This is a genomic window from Mesorhizobium kowhaii (assembly GCF_042431665.1).
Classification (GTDB): Bacteria; Pseudomonadota; Alphaproteobacteria; order Rhizobiales; family Rhizobiaceae; genus Mesorhizobium; species Mesorhizobium kowhaii.
In genome coordinates this window covers 1035370-1050740 of sequence record NZ_JBHLYT010000053.1, presented here as the reverse complement: position 1 = coordinate 1050740, position 15371 = coordinate 1035370, and the positions used below count along the sequence as shown (strand labels likewise).

The following is a 15371-nucleotide window of genomic DNA, read 5'->3' as shown; positions in this document are numbered from 1 at the left end:
CGGCCGCGCCGCTGGCGCGGCCGGACAAAGCCAACCTCCGGACGCAACCAAAGGGCGCGATCGGCGAGACAAGGAAGCGGACCGTCCATGTTGCGATTCCTGCTCACGCGCATAGCGTCGGCGATACCGGTCCTCGCCATTCTGAGCCTGGTCACCTTTGCCATCATCCAGGCGCCACCGGGCGACTATGCCGATTACATCCGCTCGCAGCTGATCAACCAGGGTGGAGCCTCGTTCGCCGAGGCCGACGCGCAGGCCCAGGCCTATCGCATCGAGCATGGCCTCGATAAGCCGCTGCCCGTCCAGTATCTCAACTGGATCGGCGGCATCATCACCCGCGGCGATTTCGGCTACAGCCTCTACTACAACAAGCCGGTCGCCGATGTGGTCGGCGAACGCCTGCCGCGCACTCTGCTTCTGGCGCTGGTCTGCCATCTGCTGGCCTCGGTTCTCGGCATCGGCTTTGGCATATGGGCGGCGACCCGGCAATACACCTGGATCGACTCGACGCTGTCGGCCATCTCCTTCCTCGGCATGACGGTGCCGCGCTTCCTGATGGCGCTGATCATCGTCTATCTGCTGGTCTTCCAGTTCAACGTGTCGGAGATCGGCAGCTTCTTCTCGCCGCAATATGGCGGCGCGCCGTGGTCGTGGGCCAAGTTCGTCGACCTCGTCAAGCATGTCTGGCCGGTCGTGGCGATCGCCACCTTCGGCGGCCTCGCCTACAATATGCGCGTCATGCGCGGCAATCTGCTCGACACGTTGAACGCGCAATATGTCGAGACGGCCAGGGCCAAGGGGCTGACAGGCGCGGCCGTCGTCATGCGCCACGCCGTGCCCAACGCGCTGCACCCGCTCGTCATGTATCAGGGCGTGGTGCTGCCCTATATGCTCACCGGCGAGATCGAGACGGCGATTATCTTCGCGCTGCCGACTGTTGGCCCGGCGATCGTCGGCTCCATGGCTGTTGGCGACGTCTATGTCACCGCCACCTTCATGATGGTGCTGTCGGCGACGCTGATCGTCGGCAACATCATCGCCGACATGCTGCTCGTCCTGCTCGATCCGCGCGTGCGCCAGTTCGGGGAAAGCTGAGATGCTGGCTCTCGACAATCTGCCACCGCCGCTACCCGCCGAGGGAGCCATCAGCAAGCCGCAGCGCGGCAATGAGAGCTACATCGCGCTGGTCTGGCGCCGGCTGAAGCGCTCCTGGACCGGCATGGCCGGGCTTTGCCTCGTCGTGCTGCTGCTGGTGATGGCCGTATTCGCCGAGTTCCTGGCGCCGATGGACCCGAAGGTCACCGATGTCGGCTTCGCTCCGCCGCAGCTACCGAGCTTCCACGACAAGGACGGCAATGTCGTCGCGCGGCCGAGGGTCTATGCGCTGGCCGATTCGGCGGACCTCGATCCGGTCACCTTCCAGCCCGTCGTCGGCCCCGACTATGACCACCCAAGGCTGCTTGGGTTCTTCGCGCATGGCGCGCCCTACAAGCTCTTCGGGCTGTTGCCGGCGGACCGGCATCTGTTCGGCTCGCTGGACGGCCAACCGGTGCATTTCCTCGGCACCGACAAGTTCGGCCGCGACGTGCTGTCGCGCGCCATCCATGGCTCGCGCGTCTCGCTGATGATCGCGCTGACGGTCGTCTTCATCATCACCGTCATCGGCACCACGGTCGGCATGGTCTCCGGCTATTTCGGCGGCAGGTTCGATATCTGGATGCAGCGCTTCGTCGACCTGGTGCTCGCTTTCCCGCAACTGCCGCTCTATCTGGCGCTGACAACACTGATACCGGTCACCGCCCCCACCAACGTCTTCCTCGCTTTCGTCATCATCGTCATGTCGGCATTGGGCTGGGCGCAGATGTCGCGCGAGGTGCGCGGCAAGACGCTGGCCCTGGCGCGCATCGAGTATGTGCGCGCCGCCATGGCCGTTGGCGCCACCGACCGGCGCATCATCATGCAGCACATCTTCCCCAATGTGATGAGCCATGTGATCGTCGCCGTGACGCTTGCGATCCCGACGGTGGTGTTGCTCGAATCCTTCCTCGGTTTCCTCGGCTTCGCCGTCAAGCCGCCGCTGATCTCGTGGGGCCTGATGCTGCAGGACACCGCGACCTATTCCGTCATCGGCACCTATCCCTGGATCCTGTCGCCGGTCGGTTTCGTGCTCGCCACCGTCTTTGCCTTCAACGCGCTGGGCGACGGCTTGCGCGACGCCGTCGACCCCTATTGAGGTGGCAGAGATGACCGTCGCGCTCGCCGAATCCTTCGCGCCCATCGTCCGTCACGACCATGACGGACGCCAGGACCAGCCCATCATCGACGCCCGCAATGTCGCCGTGGCCTTCAAGGTCGAGCATGGCGTCGTCGAAGCGGTCAAGGACATCTCGTTCCAGCTCTATCGCGGCGAGACGATCGCGATCGTCGGCGAATCCGGTTCCGGCAAGTCGGTGACGGCGCGCACCGTCATGGGACTGCTGTCGCGGCGCGCCACGGTGTCGCCCGGGTCGAGCGTCTGCTACGACGGGCAAGACATCCTGAAATTCCCCGAGAGTGCCCGGCGCAAATTGCGCGGCAACCGCATCTCGATGATCTTCCAGGAGCCGATGAGCTCGCTCAACCCGATCTATACGGTCGGCAGCCAAATCGTCGAGGCGATCAGGGTGCACCGCAAGATAAGCCGCAGGCAGGCGCAGGCGCGGGCGCTCGAGCTTCTGCAGCACGTGCAGATCCCCGACCCCACTGCCCGGCTCAGGCAATACCCGCACCAGCTCTCGGGCGGGCAACGCCAGCGGGTGATGATCGCCATGGCGCTGGCCAACAATCCCGATGTGCTGATTGCCGATGAGCCGACCACGGCGCTCGACGTCACCGTGCAGGCGCAGATCCTGAACCTGATCCGCAGCCTGCAGAAGGAGCTGCGCATGGCGGTGATCCTGATCACCCACGACCTGACCGTGGTGCGTCAGTTCTCCGACTACGTCTATGTCATGCAGCATGGCGAAATGTGCGAGCACAATGTCACCGAACGGCTTTTCGCCGATCCGCAGCATCCCTATACGCGACGGCTGCTTGCCTCCGAGCCGCGCGGGCGGCCAAAGCCGCTCCCCGATGGCTGTGGCACCATCCTCGAGGCGAGCGGCGTGCGCGTCTCGTTCATGCTGCGCCACGGCAGCTTCCTGAAACCGGACTGGCGCGAGCTGGTCGCGGTCGACGATCTCGGCCTCCAACTTTGCCGCCATGAGACGCTTGGGCTGGTCGGCGAGTCCGGCTCCGGCAAGACCACCTTCGGCCAGGCCTTGCTCCGGTTGATCGACGCCAAGCGCGGCGAGATCCGTTTCGACGGCAAGCCGATCCACGGCCTGTCGCGAGCCGAGATGCGGCCGCTGCGCTCGCGCATGCAGATCGTCTTCCAGGACCCGTTCTCCTCGCTCAACCCGCGCATGACGATCGGGCAGATCATCGAGGAAGGGCTGATCGTCAACAGCATCGGAGCGACACGGCGCGAGCGGGTCGATCGGGTGCGCGAGGCGCTGATCAGCGCTGGCATGCCCGGCGATATACTGTCGCGGTTTCCGCACGAATTCTCCGGCGGCCAGCGGCAACGCATCGCGATCGCCCGCGCCATCGCCCTGGAACCCGAATTCATCCTGCTCGACGAGCCGACCTCGGCGCTCGACCTCTCCGTCCAGGCGCAGATCATCGACCTCTTGCGCAAGCTGCAGGACGAGCGGGGCTTGAGCTACCTTTTCATCTCGCACGACCTCAAGGTGGTGCGCGCGCTGTGCCACCGCGTCATCGTCATGCAGCACGGCAAGATCGTCGAACAGGGCCCCGTCGACGAAGTCCTGTCCAATCCCAAGACCGCCTACACCGAACGGCTCGTCAGGGCCGCTTTCGATGTGGCCTGAACATATGCCGGAGGTTAGCGTGGCAAGAAATCCCAAGATCACTTTCATCGGCGCCGGCTCGACGGTGTTCATGAAGAACATTGTCGGCGACGTGCTGCAGCGCCCGTCGCTTTCGGGTGCGACGATCGCGCTGATGGACATCAATCCGCAGCGACTGGAAGAGAGCGCCATCGTCGTCAACAAGCTGATCGCGACGCTCGGCGTCAAGGCGAAGGCTGAGACCCATTCCGACCAGCGCAAGGCGCTGGCGGGCGCCGACTTCGTCGTCGTCGCCTTCCAGATCGGTGGCTATGAGCCCTGCACGGTCACCGACTTCGAAGTGCCGAAGAAATACGGCCTGCGCCAGACGATCGCCGACACGCTCGGCGTCGGCGGCATCATGCGCGGCTTGAGGACCGTGCCGCATCTGTGGAAGATCTGCGAGGACATGCTCGCCGTCTGCCCGCAGGCGATCATGCTGCAATACGTCAACCCGATGGCGATCAACACCTGGGCGATATCAGAGAAATACCCTGAGATCAGGCAGGTCGGCCTCTGCCACTCGGTGCAGGGCACGGCGATGGAACTGGCGCATGACCTCGACCTTCCCTACGAAGAGATCCGCTATCGCTCGGCCGGCATCAACCACATGGCCTTTTACCTGAAATTCGAGCATCGCCAGCCGGACGGTTCCTACCGCGACCTCTATCCCGATCTCGTGCGCGCCTATCGCGAAGGTCGCGCTCCCAAGCCCGGCTGGAATCCGCGCTGCCCCAACAAGGTGCGTTACGAGATGCTGACGCGGCTGGGCTATTTCGTCACCGAGAGCTCGGAGCATTTCGCCGAATACACGCCCTATTTCATCAAGGAAGGCCGCCCCGACTTGATCGAGAAATACGGCATTCCGCTCGACGAATATCCCAAACGCTGCATCGAGCAGATCGAGCGCTGGAAAGACCAGGCGCAGGCCTACCGCTCGGCCCAGCGCATCGAGGTCGAGGAGTCGAAGGAATATGCCTCCTCGATCATGAATTCGGTGTGGACAGGCGAACCCTCGGTGATCTACGGCAATGTCCGCAACAATGGCTGCATCACCTCGCTGCCCCGGGATTGCGCTGCCGAAGTGCCGTGCCTGGTCGACGCCTCCGGCATCCAGCCGACTTACATCGGCGACCTGCCGCCGCAATTGACGGCGCTGATCCGCACCAACATCAACGTGCAGGAACTGACGGTGCGGGCGCTGATGACAGAGAACCGCCAGCACATCTACCATGCGGCGATGATGGACCCGCACACCGCCGCGGAGCTTGATCTCGACCAGATATGGTCACTGGTCGACGATCTTCTCGCCGCTCATGGCGACTGGCTGCCGGCTTGGGCACGCGTGGGGCGCAAGACCGAGGCCGCCTGACCGGCGGCGCCGCCTTATTTCGGACCGTCGTTGTCCGGCTCTTCCTCGTCGTCGCGGGCGGAGATGACATAGGCGCCCTTGAGCCAGCGGTTGAGGTCGATGTCCTTGCAGCGCGTCGAGCAGAACGGAAAGGTGTCGCGCGCCGACGGCTTGCCGCATTCGGGGCAGGGCCGCTTCGGCCGCAGTGGCGTGACTTTGGAGTCGGAATTCACGGCCGTGCACCCGCCAGCCAGCCGCCATGCACCTTGAAGCCTTCGCCGGAAAGCAGCGCCACCGTCTCATAGAGCGGCAGGCCGACGATGTTGGTGTAGGAGCCGACCAGCTTGACGACGAAGGCGCCGGCGAGACCCTGTACGGCATAGCCGCCGGCCTTGCCGCGCCATTCGCCTGAGGCCACATAGGCGTCGATTTCCTCGCGCGGCAGCCGCTTGAAGCGCACCCGCGTCTCGACCAGCCGTTGGCGCAGTTTGCCGCCCGGCGTGATCAGGCAGATGCCGGAATAGACCCTGTGCGAACGGCCGGACAGCAGCCCAAGGCAGTTGGCGGCGTCGTCGAGGGTTTCGGCCTTGGGCAGAATGCGCCGCCCGACGGCGACCACCGTATCGGCGGCCAGCACGAAGCCAGGCGCATAGTCGGCCTCAGCCTTCAGCGACGCGAACGCCTTCTCGGCCTTTTCCTTCGACAGCCGCTTGGCCAGCGAGCGCGGATGCTCGGCACGCAGCGGCGTCTCGTCGACATCGGCAGGCAGCACGCGGTCCGGCTCGATGCCGGCCTGCTGCAACAGCTCGATCCGGCGCGGCGAACCCGAGGCAAGCACCAGCTTCTGCAAAATGCTCATCGCGGACCAGTCGCGCTTTGCTTACTTAAAACGATAGGTGATGCGGCCCTTGGTCAGGTCGTATGGCGTCATCTCGACCAGAACCTTGTCGCCGGTCAGCACGCGGATGCGGTTCTTGCGCATGCGGCCGGCCGTGTGGGCGATGATCTCGTGTTCGTTTTCGAGTTTCACCCTGAACATCGCGTTGGGCAACAATTCCGTCACGACACCCGGAAACTCGAGGACTTCTTCCTTCGGCATTCGATACCTTTGCTTGGATGGTAGTTCCAGCGCCTGGCCGGAATTTCGGCGGAACCTATATGATAATCGCCCGCTTGTGAACACGCTTAATCGGCAGCCTCCGGAGCGGCGAAACGGCGGCTGATCCGCGCTTTCAGCCGCTCGCGCACATCGCGATAGGCGGCCATGATATGTTCGCGCGTGCCGCCGGCATTGGTCGGGTCCGGCGTCGGCCAATATTCGACCTCGACGGCGAGCGAGCGGGTGAGTTCGAGCGCGGCGTGATGCGCTTCCGGCGCCAGCGTGACGATCAGGTCGAAATAGTCGTCCTCGAGATCGTCCATCGTCCTTGGATGGCGCTCGCCCAGCGACAGGCCTTCCTCGGCCATCACCGCATCGACGAACGGATCGCGCTCGCCGGCGCGAACGCCGGCCGAGGCGACGAAGATGGTGGCCGGCAGCGCCCGCCGCGCCAGCAGCTCTGCCATTGGCGAGCGCACGGCGTTCATGCCGCACAGGAACAGGATCGAGCGGGGCAGGGCGCCGGGTGTCAGGGCTAGCCCCGCCAGTGCAGCACGCAGACCAGCGTGAACAGCCGGCGCGCCGTATCGAAATCGATCTCGATCTTGCCGGAGAGCCGGTCCATCAGCGTTTGCGAACCCTCATTGTGCAGGCCGCGGCGGCCCATGTCGATCGCCTCGATGTGACTCGGCGTCGAGGAGCGGATGGCGTCGTAGTAGCTTTCGCAGATCAGGTAGTAGTCCTTGACGATGCGCCTGAGCGGCGTCAGCGACAGGATGTGGGTGACAACGGCAGCACCGTCCTCGCGCGCCACGGCAAAGACCAGGCGTTGCTCGGCCAGCGACAGTTTCAGCCGGTAGGGGCCGGCGCCTCCGTCGTTGACGGGTTGAAAGCTGTTCTCCTCGATCAGGTCGAAGATCGCCACCGCGCGTTCATGCTCGACATCGGGCGTCGAACGGCCGATCGATTCGTCGAGTTCGACATCGATCAGCTTGGCGCGGGTTCGATCGTAGTCCGACATATTGGCCTACATGTTCAGCCGTATGGCGACGGAGCGTCCGTGCGCGTCAAGGCCCTCCGCCTTGGCCAGCGCGATCGCCGCCGGCGCCAGAAGCCGCAGCTGCTCCGGTCCAAGCTTCAGGATCGAGGTGCGCTTGACGAAATCGAGGACCGAAAGCCCCGACGAGAAGCGCGCCGATCGTGCCGTAGGCAGCACGTGATTGGAGCCGCCGACATAGTCGCCGATGGCTTCCGGCGTGTGGCGGCCGAGAAACACAGCACCGGCATTGCGCATCCGCGCCAGAAAACCCTCGGCATCGTCGATGGCGAGTTCGACATGTTCGGCGGCGATGCGGTCGACCAGCGGCAGCGCGGCGTCGATCGTGGCGACCTCGATCACCGCGCCGAAATCGCGCCAGCTCGCCGCTGCCGTCTCGGCGCGCGGCAGGCTCTGCAACTGGCGTTCCACGGCTTGTTCGACAGCACGACCGAAGGCCGGATCGTCGGTGACCAGGATCGACTGCGCCGACGCATCGTGCTCGGCCTGGGCCAGCAGGTCGGCGGCGATCCAGTCCGGATCGTTGCTGCCGTCGGCCACGACGAGCACTTCCGAGGGGCCGGCGATCATGTCGATGCCAACGGTGCCGAACACCTGGCGCTTGGCCGCCGCGACATAGGCATTGCCCGGGCCGACGATCTTGGCCACCGGCTTGATCGTTTCGGTTCCGTAGGCAAGGGCGGCGATCGCCTGGGCGCCACCGACGCGATAGATCTCCGACACGCCTGATATATCGGCCGCCACCAGCACCAGCGGATTGATGATGCCGCCGGGTGCCGGCACCACCATGACGATGCGCTCGACGCCGGCCACCCCGGCCGGTATGGCGTTCATCAGCACCGAGCTTGGATAGCTCGCTGTGCCGCCCGGCACATAGAGCCCGACCGCCTCGATCGCCGTCCAGCGCCAGCCGAGCTCGACGCCGGCGGCATCCGTATAGCGATCATCCCTGGGCCGCTGCCGCTCGTGGTGCGAGCGGATACGGTCGCGTGCGAATTCCAGCGCCTCGATCGTCTTTGGGTCGGCGGCCTTGTAAGCCCGGGCGATGTCGTCCTTCGAGACGGCAATGCCGAGACTTTCGAGGTCGGCATGGTCGAATTTCCGGGTGTAGTCGATCAGCGCCGCATCGCCCTCGGTGCGCACGCGCGCAACGATGTCGCGCACCGCGGCATCGACATCGGCCGACACCTCGCGCTTGGTCAAAAGGAAGGCGGCGAAACGCTGCTCGAAATCGGCATCGGACTGACGAAGCGTGATGGCCATCGGACGCTCAAGCCTTGTGGACGGGGCGCGAGGTGGCTTCCCACGCGCCGCCGATGTCGGCAAGGCGGGCCTCGATGCACTCGACATCGAGCATGATGGTGCCGCCGCCCGAAAAGATCAGCTCGACGATGCCGGCCGGCTTGCTGATCTCGATGAAACTGACCGCCAGCAGCGACAGGATCTCGGCCGGTTTGTCGCGGGCAATGCCATTGGTCTTGGCGCCGAGCACTCGGTCGAAATGCAGCACCGCCTGCCGCCGCTCATTGTGCTGGCGAAACAGGCTTGATTTGGCCTCCCAGACGAAGCGGTTCATGGTCAGCACGAAACGCTTGGCCGAAGGCAGGAATTCGAGGTCACTGACTTTCAGTACGGCGTCCTGGACATGGGCCGAAACGATGCTCAGATCCTGATCGTCGAGTGCGATAAGCTTAAGGGCGGTCATGCGGATTTCGCACCTGAAGGTTGATTGTTCAGCCTTCTGTTAGAGCATGATCCCGAAAAGTGGAAACCGGTTTTCGGAAAAGATCATGCTCAAACAGGAATCTGGAGCCTCATCTCGATCCCAATCGAGATGAAACAGGCTCCAGGCGGTCTTTCCCGTCCGCGCAACCGCGCCGCTAGGCCTGGCGATTGGCCTAAGCGGAAATCCGCTCGATCACTGCGCCGCAGTTGGACAGCTTTTCTTCCAGCCGTTCGAAGCCGCGGTCGAGATGGTAGACGCGGTTGACCGTGGTCTCGCCTTCGGCCGCCAGGCCGGCAATGACCAGCGAGACAGAGGCGCGAAGATCGGTCGCCATGACCGGCGCGCCCTTCAGCTTCGGCACGCCGTCGACGATCGCCGTCTGGCCCGAAAGCGTGATGTGGGCGCCGAGCCGGGCCAGCTCCTGTACATGCATGAAGCGGTTTTCGAAGATCGTCTCGGTGATGCGCGACTTGCCCTTGGCCATCGTCATCAGGCCCATGAACTGCGCCTGCAAATCGGTCGGGAAGGCCGGGAACGGTGCCGTCGTCACGTCGACCGGCGAAATGCCGGCGCCGTTGCGCCTGACGCGGATGCCGGAATTGGTTGGCGTGATCTCGGCGCCGGTCTGGGCGATCACGTCGAGCGCCGTCTGCAGCAGATCGGGGCGCGCGCCTTCAAGCACGACGTCGCCGCCGGTCATGGCGACGGCCATGGCATAGGTGCCGGTCTCGATGCGGTCGGGAATGACGCGAACGCGGGCGCCTGACAGCGATTCGACGCCATCGATGGTGATGGTTGGTGTGCCGGCGCCGGAAATCTTCGCGCCCATGGCATTGAGGCACTCGGCGAGATTGACGATCTCGGGCTCGCAGGCGGCATTTTCGAGCACCGTCTCGCCCTTGGCCAGCGACGCTGCCATCATCAGCACGTGGGTGGCGCCGACCGAGACCTTCGGGAACACGTAGCGGTTGCCGACAAGCCGGCCATTCCGGGTCTTGGCGATGACATAGCCGGTGTCGACGTCGATATCGGCGCCCAGCACCTGCAGGCCCTCGAGGAACAGATCGACCGGGCGCGTGCCAATGGCGCAACCGCCTGGCAGCGACACCTTGGCTTCGCCCATGCGGGCAAGCAGCGGGCCGATCACCCAGAACGACGCGCGCATCTTCGACACCAGCTCGTAAGGGGCCGTGGTGTCGACGATGTTGCGGGCCGAGAAATTGATGGTACGCGAATAGCCCTCATTCTGCTTCTCGCGGCGGCCATTGACCGAATAGTCGACGCCGTGATTGCCGAGGATGCGGATCAGCTGCTCGACATCGGCCAGATGCGGCACGTTTTCCAGCGTCAGCGTGTCGTCGGTCAGAAGCGAGGCGATCATCAGCGGCAGGGCCGCGTTTTTCGCGCCCGAGATCGGGATGCTTCCGGCAAGCTTATTGCCGCCGACAATTCTGATGCGATCCATGGAAGAACGTCCCTCTCGGCCAAAAAGGCCGGTTCAATCGTTTGAGTATCGGCCCGTCTAGACCATTGGCCGGCTTGGTTCAAGAAATAGGATTTCCTGCTATCCGAACCAAGAGTGGCCGATTTGAGTTAATCTTTTTGTATTTCCCTTGCCGCGCCGAGCCCGTCCGGCCGCTGGTCGGCGTCCCCGGTGCGCTGCTTGTCAGCGTCCCCGGTGCGGCGCGAACGCGACTGCGCCTTGCGCTTCTGCAGATTGGCCCGCAATTGCTCCGCGAGCCGGTCCTTGCGGGTCGTGCCGCCCTTTTTCTCTGGAATTGTCTTGTCGTTCATTGTCCCGTCCCGGCCGGCGACCAGCCAGCCCGCCATTCAGGGATAGCCAACATTGTGGCGCCGCCATGTCATCAAAAGCGATCCGGCAAAGGCTTTCACAGAAGCGTTGCACTTGGCCTTGCGCTTGCCGGTTCGATATGGCAGAAGCCCCGCCATTGGCGGCTGCGGTAGCTCAGTGGTAGAGCACTCCCTTGGTAAGGGAGAGGTGCCCATTCGGTTACACCCTTTTCCGCCGCCAAATCAGCCACTTAACCCGCCTTCGGTTTTCGACTGGTGTAAGGTCTCGGAACCAGTTTGGTTGCGTTGTCACCATTCGCCGGCTTGCGCGGCTTCTTCTTCCCGAACACCTTGTCGATCACGCCCTTCCGGTGTCGCCGTGGGCAGGCTTGTCTATGGGCGACAAAAAAACATCGAACAGCAGGCGGAGGAGATTACTCCCGGAAGCCAACAAACAGCCGGTCGGTCCGAGTCAGCTAATGTGCGGAGAGAGGCGATAAAGAAGGGCTGACGCTTAGGTCGGGCTTGACGGAACATTAGCGATCTCTAAAAATTCTCGCTTGCGGCCGGCTACGCAATGGGTCAAACCCGGCCTGATCAATGAAAGCAATTTGCGCCAAATTATCCGAAGGCCGACGATACGGAGCCGGCTAAGAGGTGAGAATATGGGCCGGTTGAGCCTTCCGTTGGCTGGGCTTGTCGTGTTGTGGCTAGTGGCCGGTCTTTCACCCGTGTTCGCCGCGGACTTCACGAAGCCAGGGCCATTTGCAGTCGGTCTCCAGAAGTTCACTATCCCCGACATTTCCGGCAAGCATCCCATGGCGACCATGGTCTGGTATCCCGCCGCCGGTCCCGCCCCCGATCCCAACGCCGCAATCTTGATGGTGTCGATGGATGCGCCTGCGGCAACAACCGGTCCCTATCCATTGGTGATCTTGATCCACGGGCTCGACGGTAACGGCTCTTTATACGGCACGTTGGGTCGACAACTCGCATCGTATGGTTTCGTCGTCGCTGCCGCGGACTATGATACTGGACTCGGCGGACCACTGGATGAAGGAGTTAGCCGGGAAGATGGGAGGGCGATCTGGCTGCTCTACGATCACCCTGCCAATGTGGTCCGGGTGATCGAATACACTGATTCATTGACCGCCCCGGGCGGCAAGCTGGCCGGGACAATCGACACCTCCCACATCGGTGTTTGGGGACATTCGAGCGGCGGAACCACTGTGTTCCAGGCGGGAGGCGCCCGGGTCAACTTCAGAGAACTCGATGCCTGGTGCGCCGTAAACAAAAAGGACCCATACGCCTCTGATACATGCCAATTCGTAGGCCACGAGCAATCGGTCGCGACGCACTATGGTGTCGCTGATCCGATTGCGGCGCCCATGCCGCCCATCTGGGATAGACGCGTAACCGCTCTTGTCGCCGGAGCTCCGGACGAGCTGCATGCCTTTGGCGACACGGGCATTGCGGAGGTCAAGGTGCCGACGCTCATAATGTTTGCTTCCGACGATGCCGCGGTATCGCCTAAACACAACGCTCTGTGGGCGTATGACGAAATCAGCAGTCAAGACAAGGCGTTGGCCGTGTTCGATCGTGGCGGGCACATGATGTTCATGAACTCCTCGGAGCCAGCATTCAAGCAGGCGAACGCGCTGACCACCGCGTTCTTTCTCGACATCCTCAAGGGCCATCCCGCCGGCAGGCCAGCGCTGATGCCCGACGCCGTTTCATTTCCGGGGTTAAGCTATAAAACAACGCTCCAACCGTGAAGCGCTGCCATTTCCTACGCTGGTTAGCGTCCACAGTAGCGGCCCGACAGCCTTTCGGGGGTGACCAACAAGCCATCGGGCCTTACCGGCATTCTGTCACTGCCGGCTGGCAGCAACATTAGCCCTTTCTAATAGGATAGCTCGTGCTAATTTTATGGATTGACCGTGAATTCGGCCCAATAAGGGAGGAAAGACATGTTGGCCAAAATCCTGCAAATCAACTACAAGCTCAATGGGCCGAGGGTCGAGTATGAGAGAGAAAACCTGCCCTATGCTCAACCCATCGCGGACATACCTGGCCTGCGCTGGAAGGTCTGGATCATAAACGAGGCCCAAAGCGAAGCCGGCGGGATCTACCTATTCGACGATGACGCCGCAGTGCAAGCCTTCGTGGACGGGCCAATTATTGCGGAGATGAAAGGTGACCCGACGTTGAGCATCAAGGCGTTTGACGTGATCGCGGAACTCACGACCATCACACGTGGCCCGGTGAAGTAGTATTCTCGGAGGTTAGGAGGGCGCATGTGACAGTTGAGATAACGGGACGAAACGCCTCCCGCTGTCGCGCGTGTGTAAAAGTCAGTTCAAGCCAATCAGGAGTAGTAGCAGGAGCGCGGATACGACGAGAATGCGCAATAATCACATTGCTCTGCCATGTGTAGGTTGACCCTCGCTCTCGCCTTCGTGCTCACCTGTGGCCCCATGTCCGCAGCAGAGCATTGGTTTGCTCATGACGGCGACACGCTGTGGCATGACAAGAAACGAGTTCAGTTGCGCGGTATCGATGCCCCCGAACTTTCGCAGGCGTGTCTTGATGCCGCTGACAATATCTGGCCCTGCGGCAGGTATGCGCGTGACCACATTCGCCATCTCATTGCCACAGGGGATGTATCCTGCATCATCGAAGGCAAGGACCGCTATGACAACGATGTCGGCGTTTGCTTCGTGGGAGGCATCGATCTCGGACGCGACCTGGTGAAACACGGATTGGCGGTCGCCGACAAACAGGCCCCTCGATACCTTGCCGAAGAGCGCGAAGCCCGCATTGCCAAACGCAACTTGTGGGCAGGGAACTTTGTCGATCCCGGCGAATATAGACGGGGTGGACGCTGATAGGTGAGTACCAAACCTACAGGGGGCTATATCGCGTCTGCAGGCGCGAAAAAGCAGTTTTCATCTTCCTCGGTCGGATGCAGGCAGATGTGGAAGTTGTCGTCGCCGGACGGAATGACACTGTCGTAGGGGACGAAGTACCGGTTTTGGTGGGTGACTTTCTGATGGTCGCCTGGCCGCAAGATGATCACGTAACCGTCGGGTCGCGGTGTTACGGTTATGCTGGGAATCTTACCGGCGCTGTGCGCAAACGCAGAAACATCCTCAATCGCTGCAGCCGTGGCGATCACGCCCGCCGACGCATTTCCTCTATTTCCGCAGCCTCAGCCGGCGCCGCCGCTCTCAAGCTCTTCGGCGATGGAAAGACGTGTCACTTCGCCTTTCGCGTCGCAGGCGCCTTCTTGGCTGGCGTGTCCGGCGCAGCCTTGCGACCTAAACCACTTGCCTTTGCCAGGGCAGACCGTGTCGCGGCGTAGTTTGGCGCCACCATCGGATAGTCGGAAGGCAGGCTCCACTTAGCGCGATATTCTTTTGGCGTCATGCCAAGCAAACCAAGGTGGCGTTTCATCGATTTGAACTTGCGGCCGTCTTCCAAGCTCACGATGTAGTCGGGAAACACGGACTTCTTAGGGTTGACCGCTGGGATTTGCGGATCGGCTAGCCCTGCCACTGGCTGGCTGAGGCCGGACATTACCCGGTGAACCGAGGCTATCAGTTCCGGCAGACTTGCGGCTGGAATTGGGTTGTTGCTGACAAATGCCGATACAATTTCGACGGTTAGTTCTGCTAACTCAGCGGCGCGATGGTCGGCTTCGTCGGTCATATGCTGGCCCCTTCGTTTATCTGATCAATGTCTTATTAGGGTGCTCTTAAGTGCGCAACCTGACGCCCGGCCTGCCATGGTTCAGGAACTCGATGCCGGCCTCATCGAGGGGCCGCCGTTTTAAAACGGGGTCTATCGAAGGATTGTTTTCGATGATTGCCCCGTTCAAGACCATGATATCAGACGCCCCTCGGACATATCCAAGGCAATACATCCATTCGACAGTGGCGATTTCAGCGTTACATTGATCCAATAGGCTTTGGACGTTGGGCTGTTCTGCCGAAGCGTTTGATGAAAACAGCCCTGCAGCGATCAAAGCCCAACTAGTTTCATTTCCCCCTCAGTTTTCGTGCGCGAAGGCAGCACGCGATTGAGCCCTAGGGTCAAAACCCAATCAATCGGAACGACCGAGTTCGACCATTACGGAAGCTCGTTCGCGCTCGGCCGAATTCACGCCCATCACCCTTTCCAGCCGCCCACTGAGGTGAGCTCGAACGTCTCGAAGAGGTATCCCGAAGCCGCCATTTTGCGTTCAACCAAACAATCAGTTTGCCCGCGTTTTGGAAACTGCGAGGGTTCCACCTGAGCATCTTGCTGGCTGAGAGCTTTGCCCTCGCCACGAACGCCGATAAGGCGTATCGTTGCTCATCGCTGGCCAGGGCCTAACGGAGCCAGCGACTGAGAGCGTAAGACTCCCGTTTTGAGAC

18 protein-coding genes are annotated in these 15371 nt (G+C 62.3%); 7 read left to right on the top strand and 11 right to left on the bottom strand.

The window, feature by feature from the left end; translation table 11 throughout:
- The first annotated feature begins 87 nt into the window (after nucleotides 1-87).
- From ACFFNA_RS32250 to ACFFNA_RS32235, 4 genes are read left to right on the top strand one after another with little or no spacing between them, the layout of a single operon-like run.
- Nucleotides 88-1095 carry an ABC transporter permease gene (locus ACFFNA_RS32250; protein WP_111546782.1) on the top strand — a complete coding sequence of 336 codons (1008 nt, stop codon included), beginning with the start codon at nucleotides 88-90 and terminating at the stop codon, nucleotides 1093-1095.
- Nucleotide 1096: 1 nt separating this feature from the next.
- Nucleotides 1097-2233: an ABC transporter permease gene (locus ACFFNA_RS32245; RefSeq protein ID WP_378923799.1), complete on the top strand. Its 1137-nt coding sequence runs from the start codon at nucleotides 1097-1099 to the stop codon at nucleotides 2231-2233.
- A 10-nt stretch (nucleotides 2234-2243) separates the two neighbouring features.
- Nucleotides 2244-3911, top strand: a complete 1668-nt coding sequence (locus ACFFNA_RS32240) for an ABC transporter ATP-binding protein (protein ID WP_378923798.1) — start codon at nucleotides 2244-2246, stop codon at nucleotides 3909-3911.
- A 19-nt stretch (nucleotides 3912-3930) separates the two neighbouring features.
- Nucleotides 3931-5301 carry an alpha-glucosidase/alpha-galactosidase gene (locus ACFFNA_RS32235; protein WP_378923797.1) on the top strand — a complete coding sequence of 457 codons (1371 nt, stop codon included), beginning with the start codon at nucleotides 3931-3933 and terminating at the stop codon, nucleotides 5299-5301.
- Between the two features lie 14 nt (nucleotides 5302-5315).
- Here the strand turns inward: ACFFNA_RS32235 and yacG are convergent, their stop codons facing one another.
- From yacG to ACFFNA_RS32190, 9 genes are all read right to left on the bottom strand, one after another.
- On the bottom strand, nucleotides 5316-5513 hold the full coding sequence (gene yacG / locus ACFFNA_RS32230; RefSeq protein ID WP_378923796.1) for a DNA gyrase inhibitor YacG: 198 nt from the start codon (nucleotides 5511-5513) through the stop codon (nucleotides 5316-5318).
- Nucleotides 5510-6139 carry a Maf-like protein gene (locus tag ACFFNA_RS32225; protein WP_111546779.1) on the bottom strand — a complete coding sequence of 210 codons (630 nt, stop codon included), beginning with the start codon at nucleotides 6137-6139 and terminating at the stop codon, nucleotides 5510-5512. The genes yacG and ACFFNA_RS32225 overlap by 4 nt, the downstream gene beginning before the upstream one ends.
- 21 nt (nucleotides 6140-6160) lie before the next feature.
- Nucleotides 6161-6379: a translation initiation factor IF-1 gene (gene infA, locus ACFFNA_RS32220; RefSeq protein ID WP_006200926.1), complete on the bottom strand. Its 219-nt coding sequence runs from the start codon at nucleotides 6377-6379 to the stop codon at nucleotides 6161-6163.
- Nucleotides 6380-6465: 86 nt separating this feature from the next.
- Nucleotides 6466-6927 carry an arsenate-mycothiol transferase ArsC gene (locus ACFFNA_RS32215; protein ID WP_378923849.1) on the bottom strand — a complete coding sequence of 154 codons (462 nt, stop codon included), beginning with the start codon at nucleotides 6925-6927 and terminating at the stop codon, nucleotides 6466-6468.
- Nucleotides 6915-7400 (bottom strand): UPF0262 family protein, encoded by a 486-nt coding sequence (locus ACFFNA_RS32210; RefSeq protein ID WP_111546777.1) that lies wholly within the window; start codon nucleotides 7398-7400, stop codon nucleotides 6915-6917. Before ACFFNA_RS32210 ends, ACFFNA_RS32215 begins: the two co-directional genes overlap by 13 nt.
- Nucleotides 7401-7406: 6 nt before the next feature.
- Complete coding sequence (gene hisD, locus ACFFNA_RS32205) at nucleotides 7407-8699, bottom strand: histidinol dehydrogenase (RefSeq protein ID WP_378923795.1); 1293 nt, start codon at nucleotides 8697-8699, stop codon at nucleotides 7407-7409.
- A gap of 7 nt (nucleotides 8700-8706) precedes the next feature.
- Nucleotides 8707-9141: a DUF2948 family protein gene (locus ACFFNA_RS32200; RefSeq protein ID WP_111546775.1), complete on the bottom strand. Its 435-nt coding sequence runs from the start codon at nucleotides 9139-9141 to the stop codon at nucleotides 8707-8709.
- Between the two features lie 193 nt (nucleotides 9142-9334).
- The gene (murA, locus tag ACFFNA_RS32195) at nucleotides 9335-10627 is read right to left on the bottom strand and encodes a UDP-N-acetylglucosamine 1-carboxyvinyltransferase (protein ID WP_378923794.1); all 1293 of its coding nucleotides are present in this window, start codon (nucleotides 10625-10627) and stop codon (nucleotides 9335-9337) included.
- A 128-nt stretch (nucleotides 10628-10755) separates the two neighbouring features.
- Nucleotides 10756-10956: a hypothetical protein gene (locus tag ACFFNA_RS32190; RefSeq protein ID WP_378923793.1), complete on the bottom strand. Its 201-nt coding sequence runs from the start codon at nucleotides 10954-10956 to the stop codon at nucleotides 10756-10758.
- Nucleotides 10957-11639: 683 nt separating this feature from the next.
- Here ACFFNA_RS32190 and ACFFNA_RS32185 point away from each other — a divergent pair.
- From ACFFNA_RS32185 to ACFFNA_RS32175, 3 genes are all read left to right on the top strand, one after another.
- On the top strand, nucleotides 11640-12728 hold the full coding sequence (locus ACFFNA_RS32185) for an alpha/beta hydrolase family protein (RefSeq protein ID WP_378923792.1): 1089 nt from the start codon (nucleotides 11640-11642) through the stop codon (nucleotides 12726-12728).
- A gap of 195 nt (nucleotides 12729-12923) precedes the next feature.
- Nucleotides 12924-13226 (top strand): YdhR family protein, encoded by a 303-nt coding sequence (locus ACFFNA_RS32180; protein WP_378923791.1) that lies wholly within the window; start codon nucleotides 12924-12926, stop codon nucleotides 13224-13226.
- Nucleotides 13227-13430: 204 nt separating this feature from the next.
- The gene (locus ACFFNA_RS32175; RefSeq protein ID WP_378923790.1) at nucleotides 13431-13841 is read left to right on the top strand and encodes a thermonuclease family protein; all 411 of its coding nucleotides are present in this window, start codon (nucleotides 13431-13433) and stop codon (nucleotides 13839-13841) included.
- 26 nt (nucleotides 13842-13867) lie between these two features.
- On the opposite strand, the gene ACFFNA_RS32170 is transcribed toward ACFFNA_RS32175, so the two are convergent.
- Together ACFFNA_RS32170 and ACFFNA_RS32165 are read right to left on the bottom strand one after the other, a co-directional pair.
- Nucleotides 13868-14131: a hypothetical protein gene (locus ACFFNA_RS32170; protein ID WP_378923789.1), complete on the bottom strand. Its 264-nt coding sequence runs from the start codon at nucleotides 14129-14131 to the stop codon at nucleotides 13868-13870.
- Between the two features lie 80 nt (nucleotides 14132-14211).
- The gene (locus tag ACFFNA_RS32165; protein ID WP_378923788.1) at nucleotides 14212-14664 is read right to left on the bottom strand and encodes a Ros/MucR family transcriptional regulator; all 453 of its coding nucleotides are present in this window, start codon (nucleotides 14662-14664) and stop codon (nucleotides 14212-14214) included.
- Nucleotides 14665-15371 lie beyond the last annotated feature (707 nt).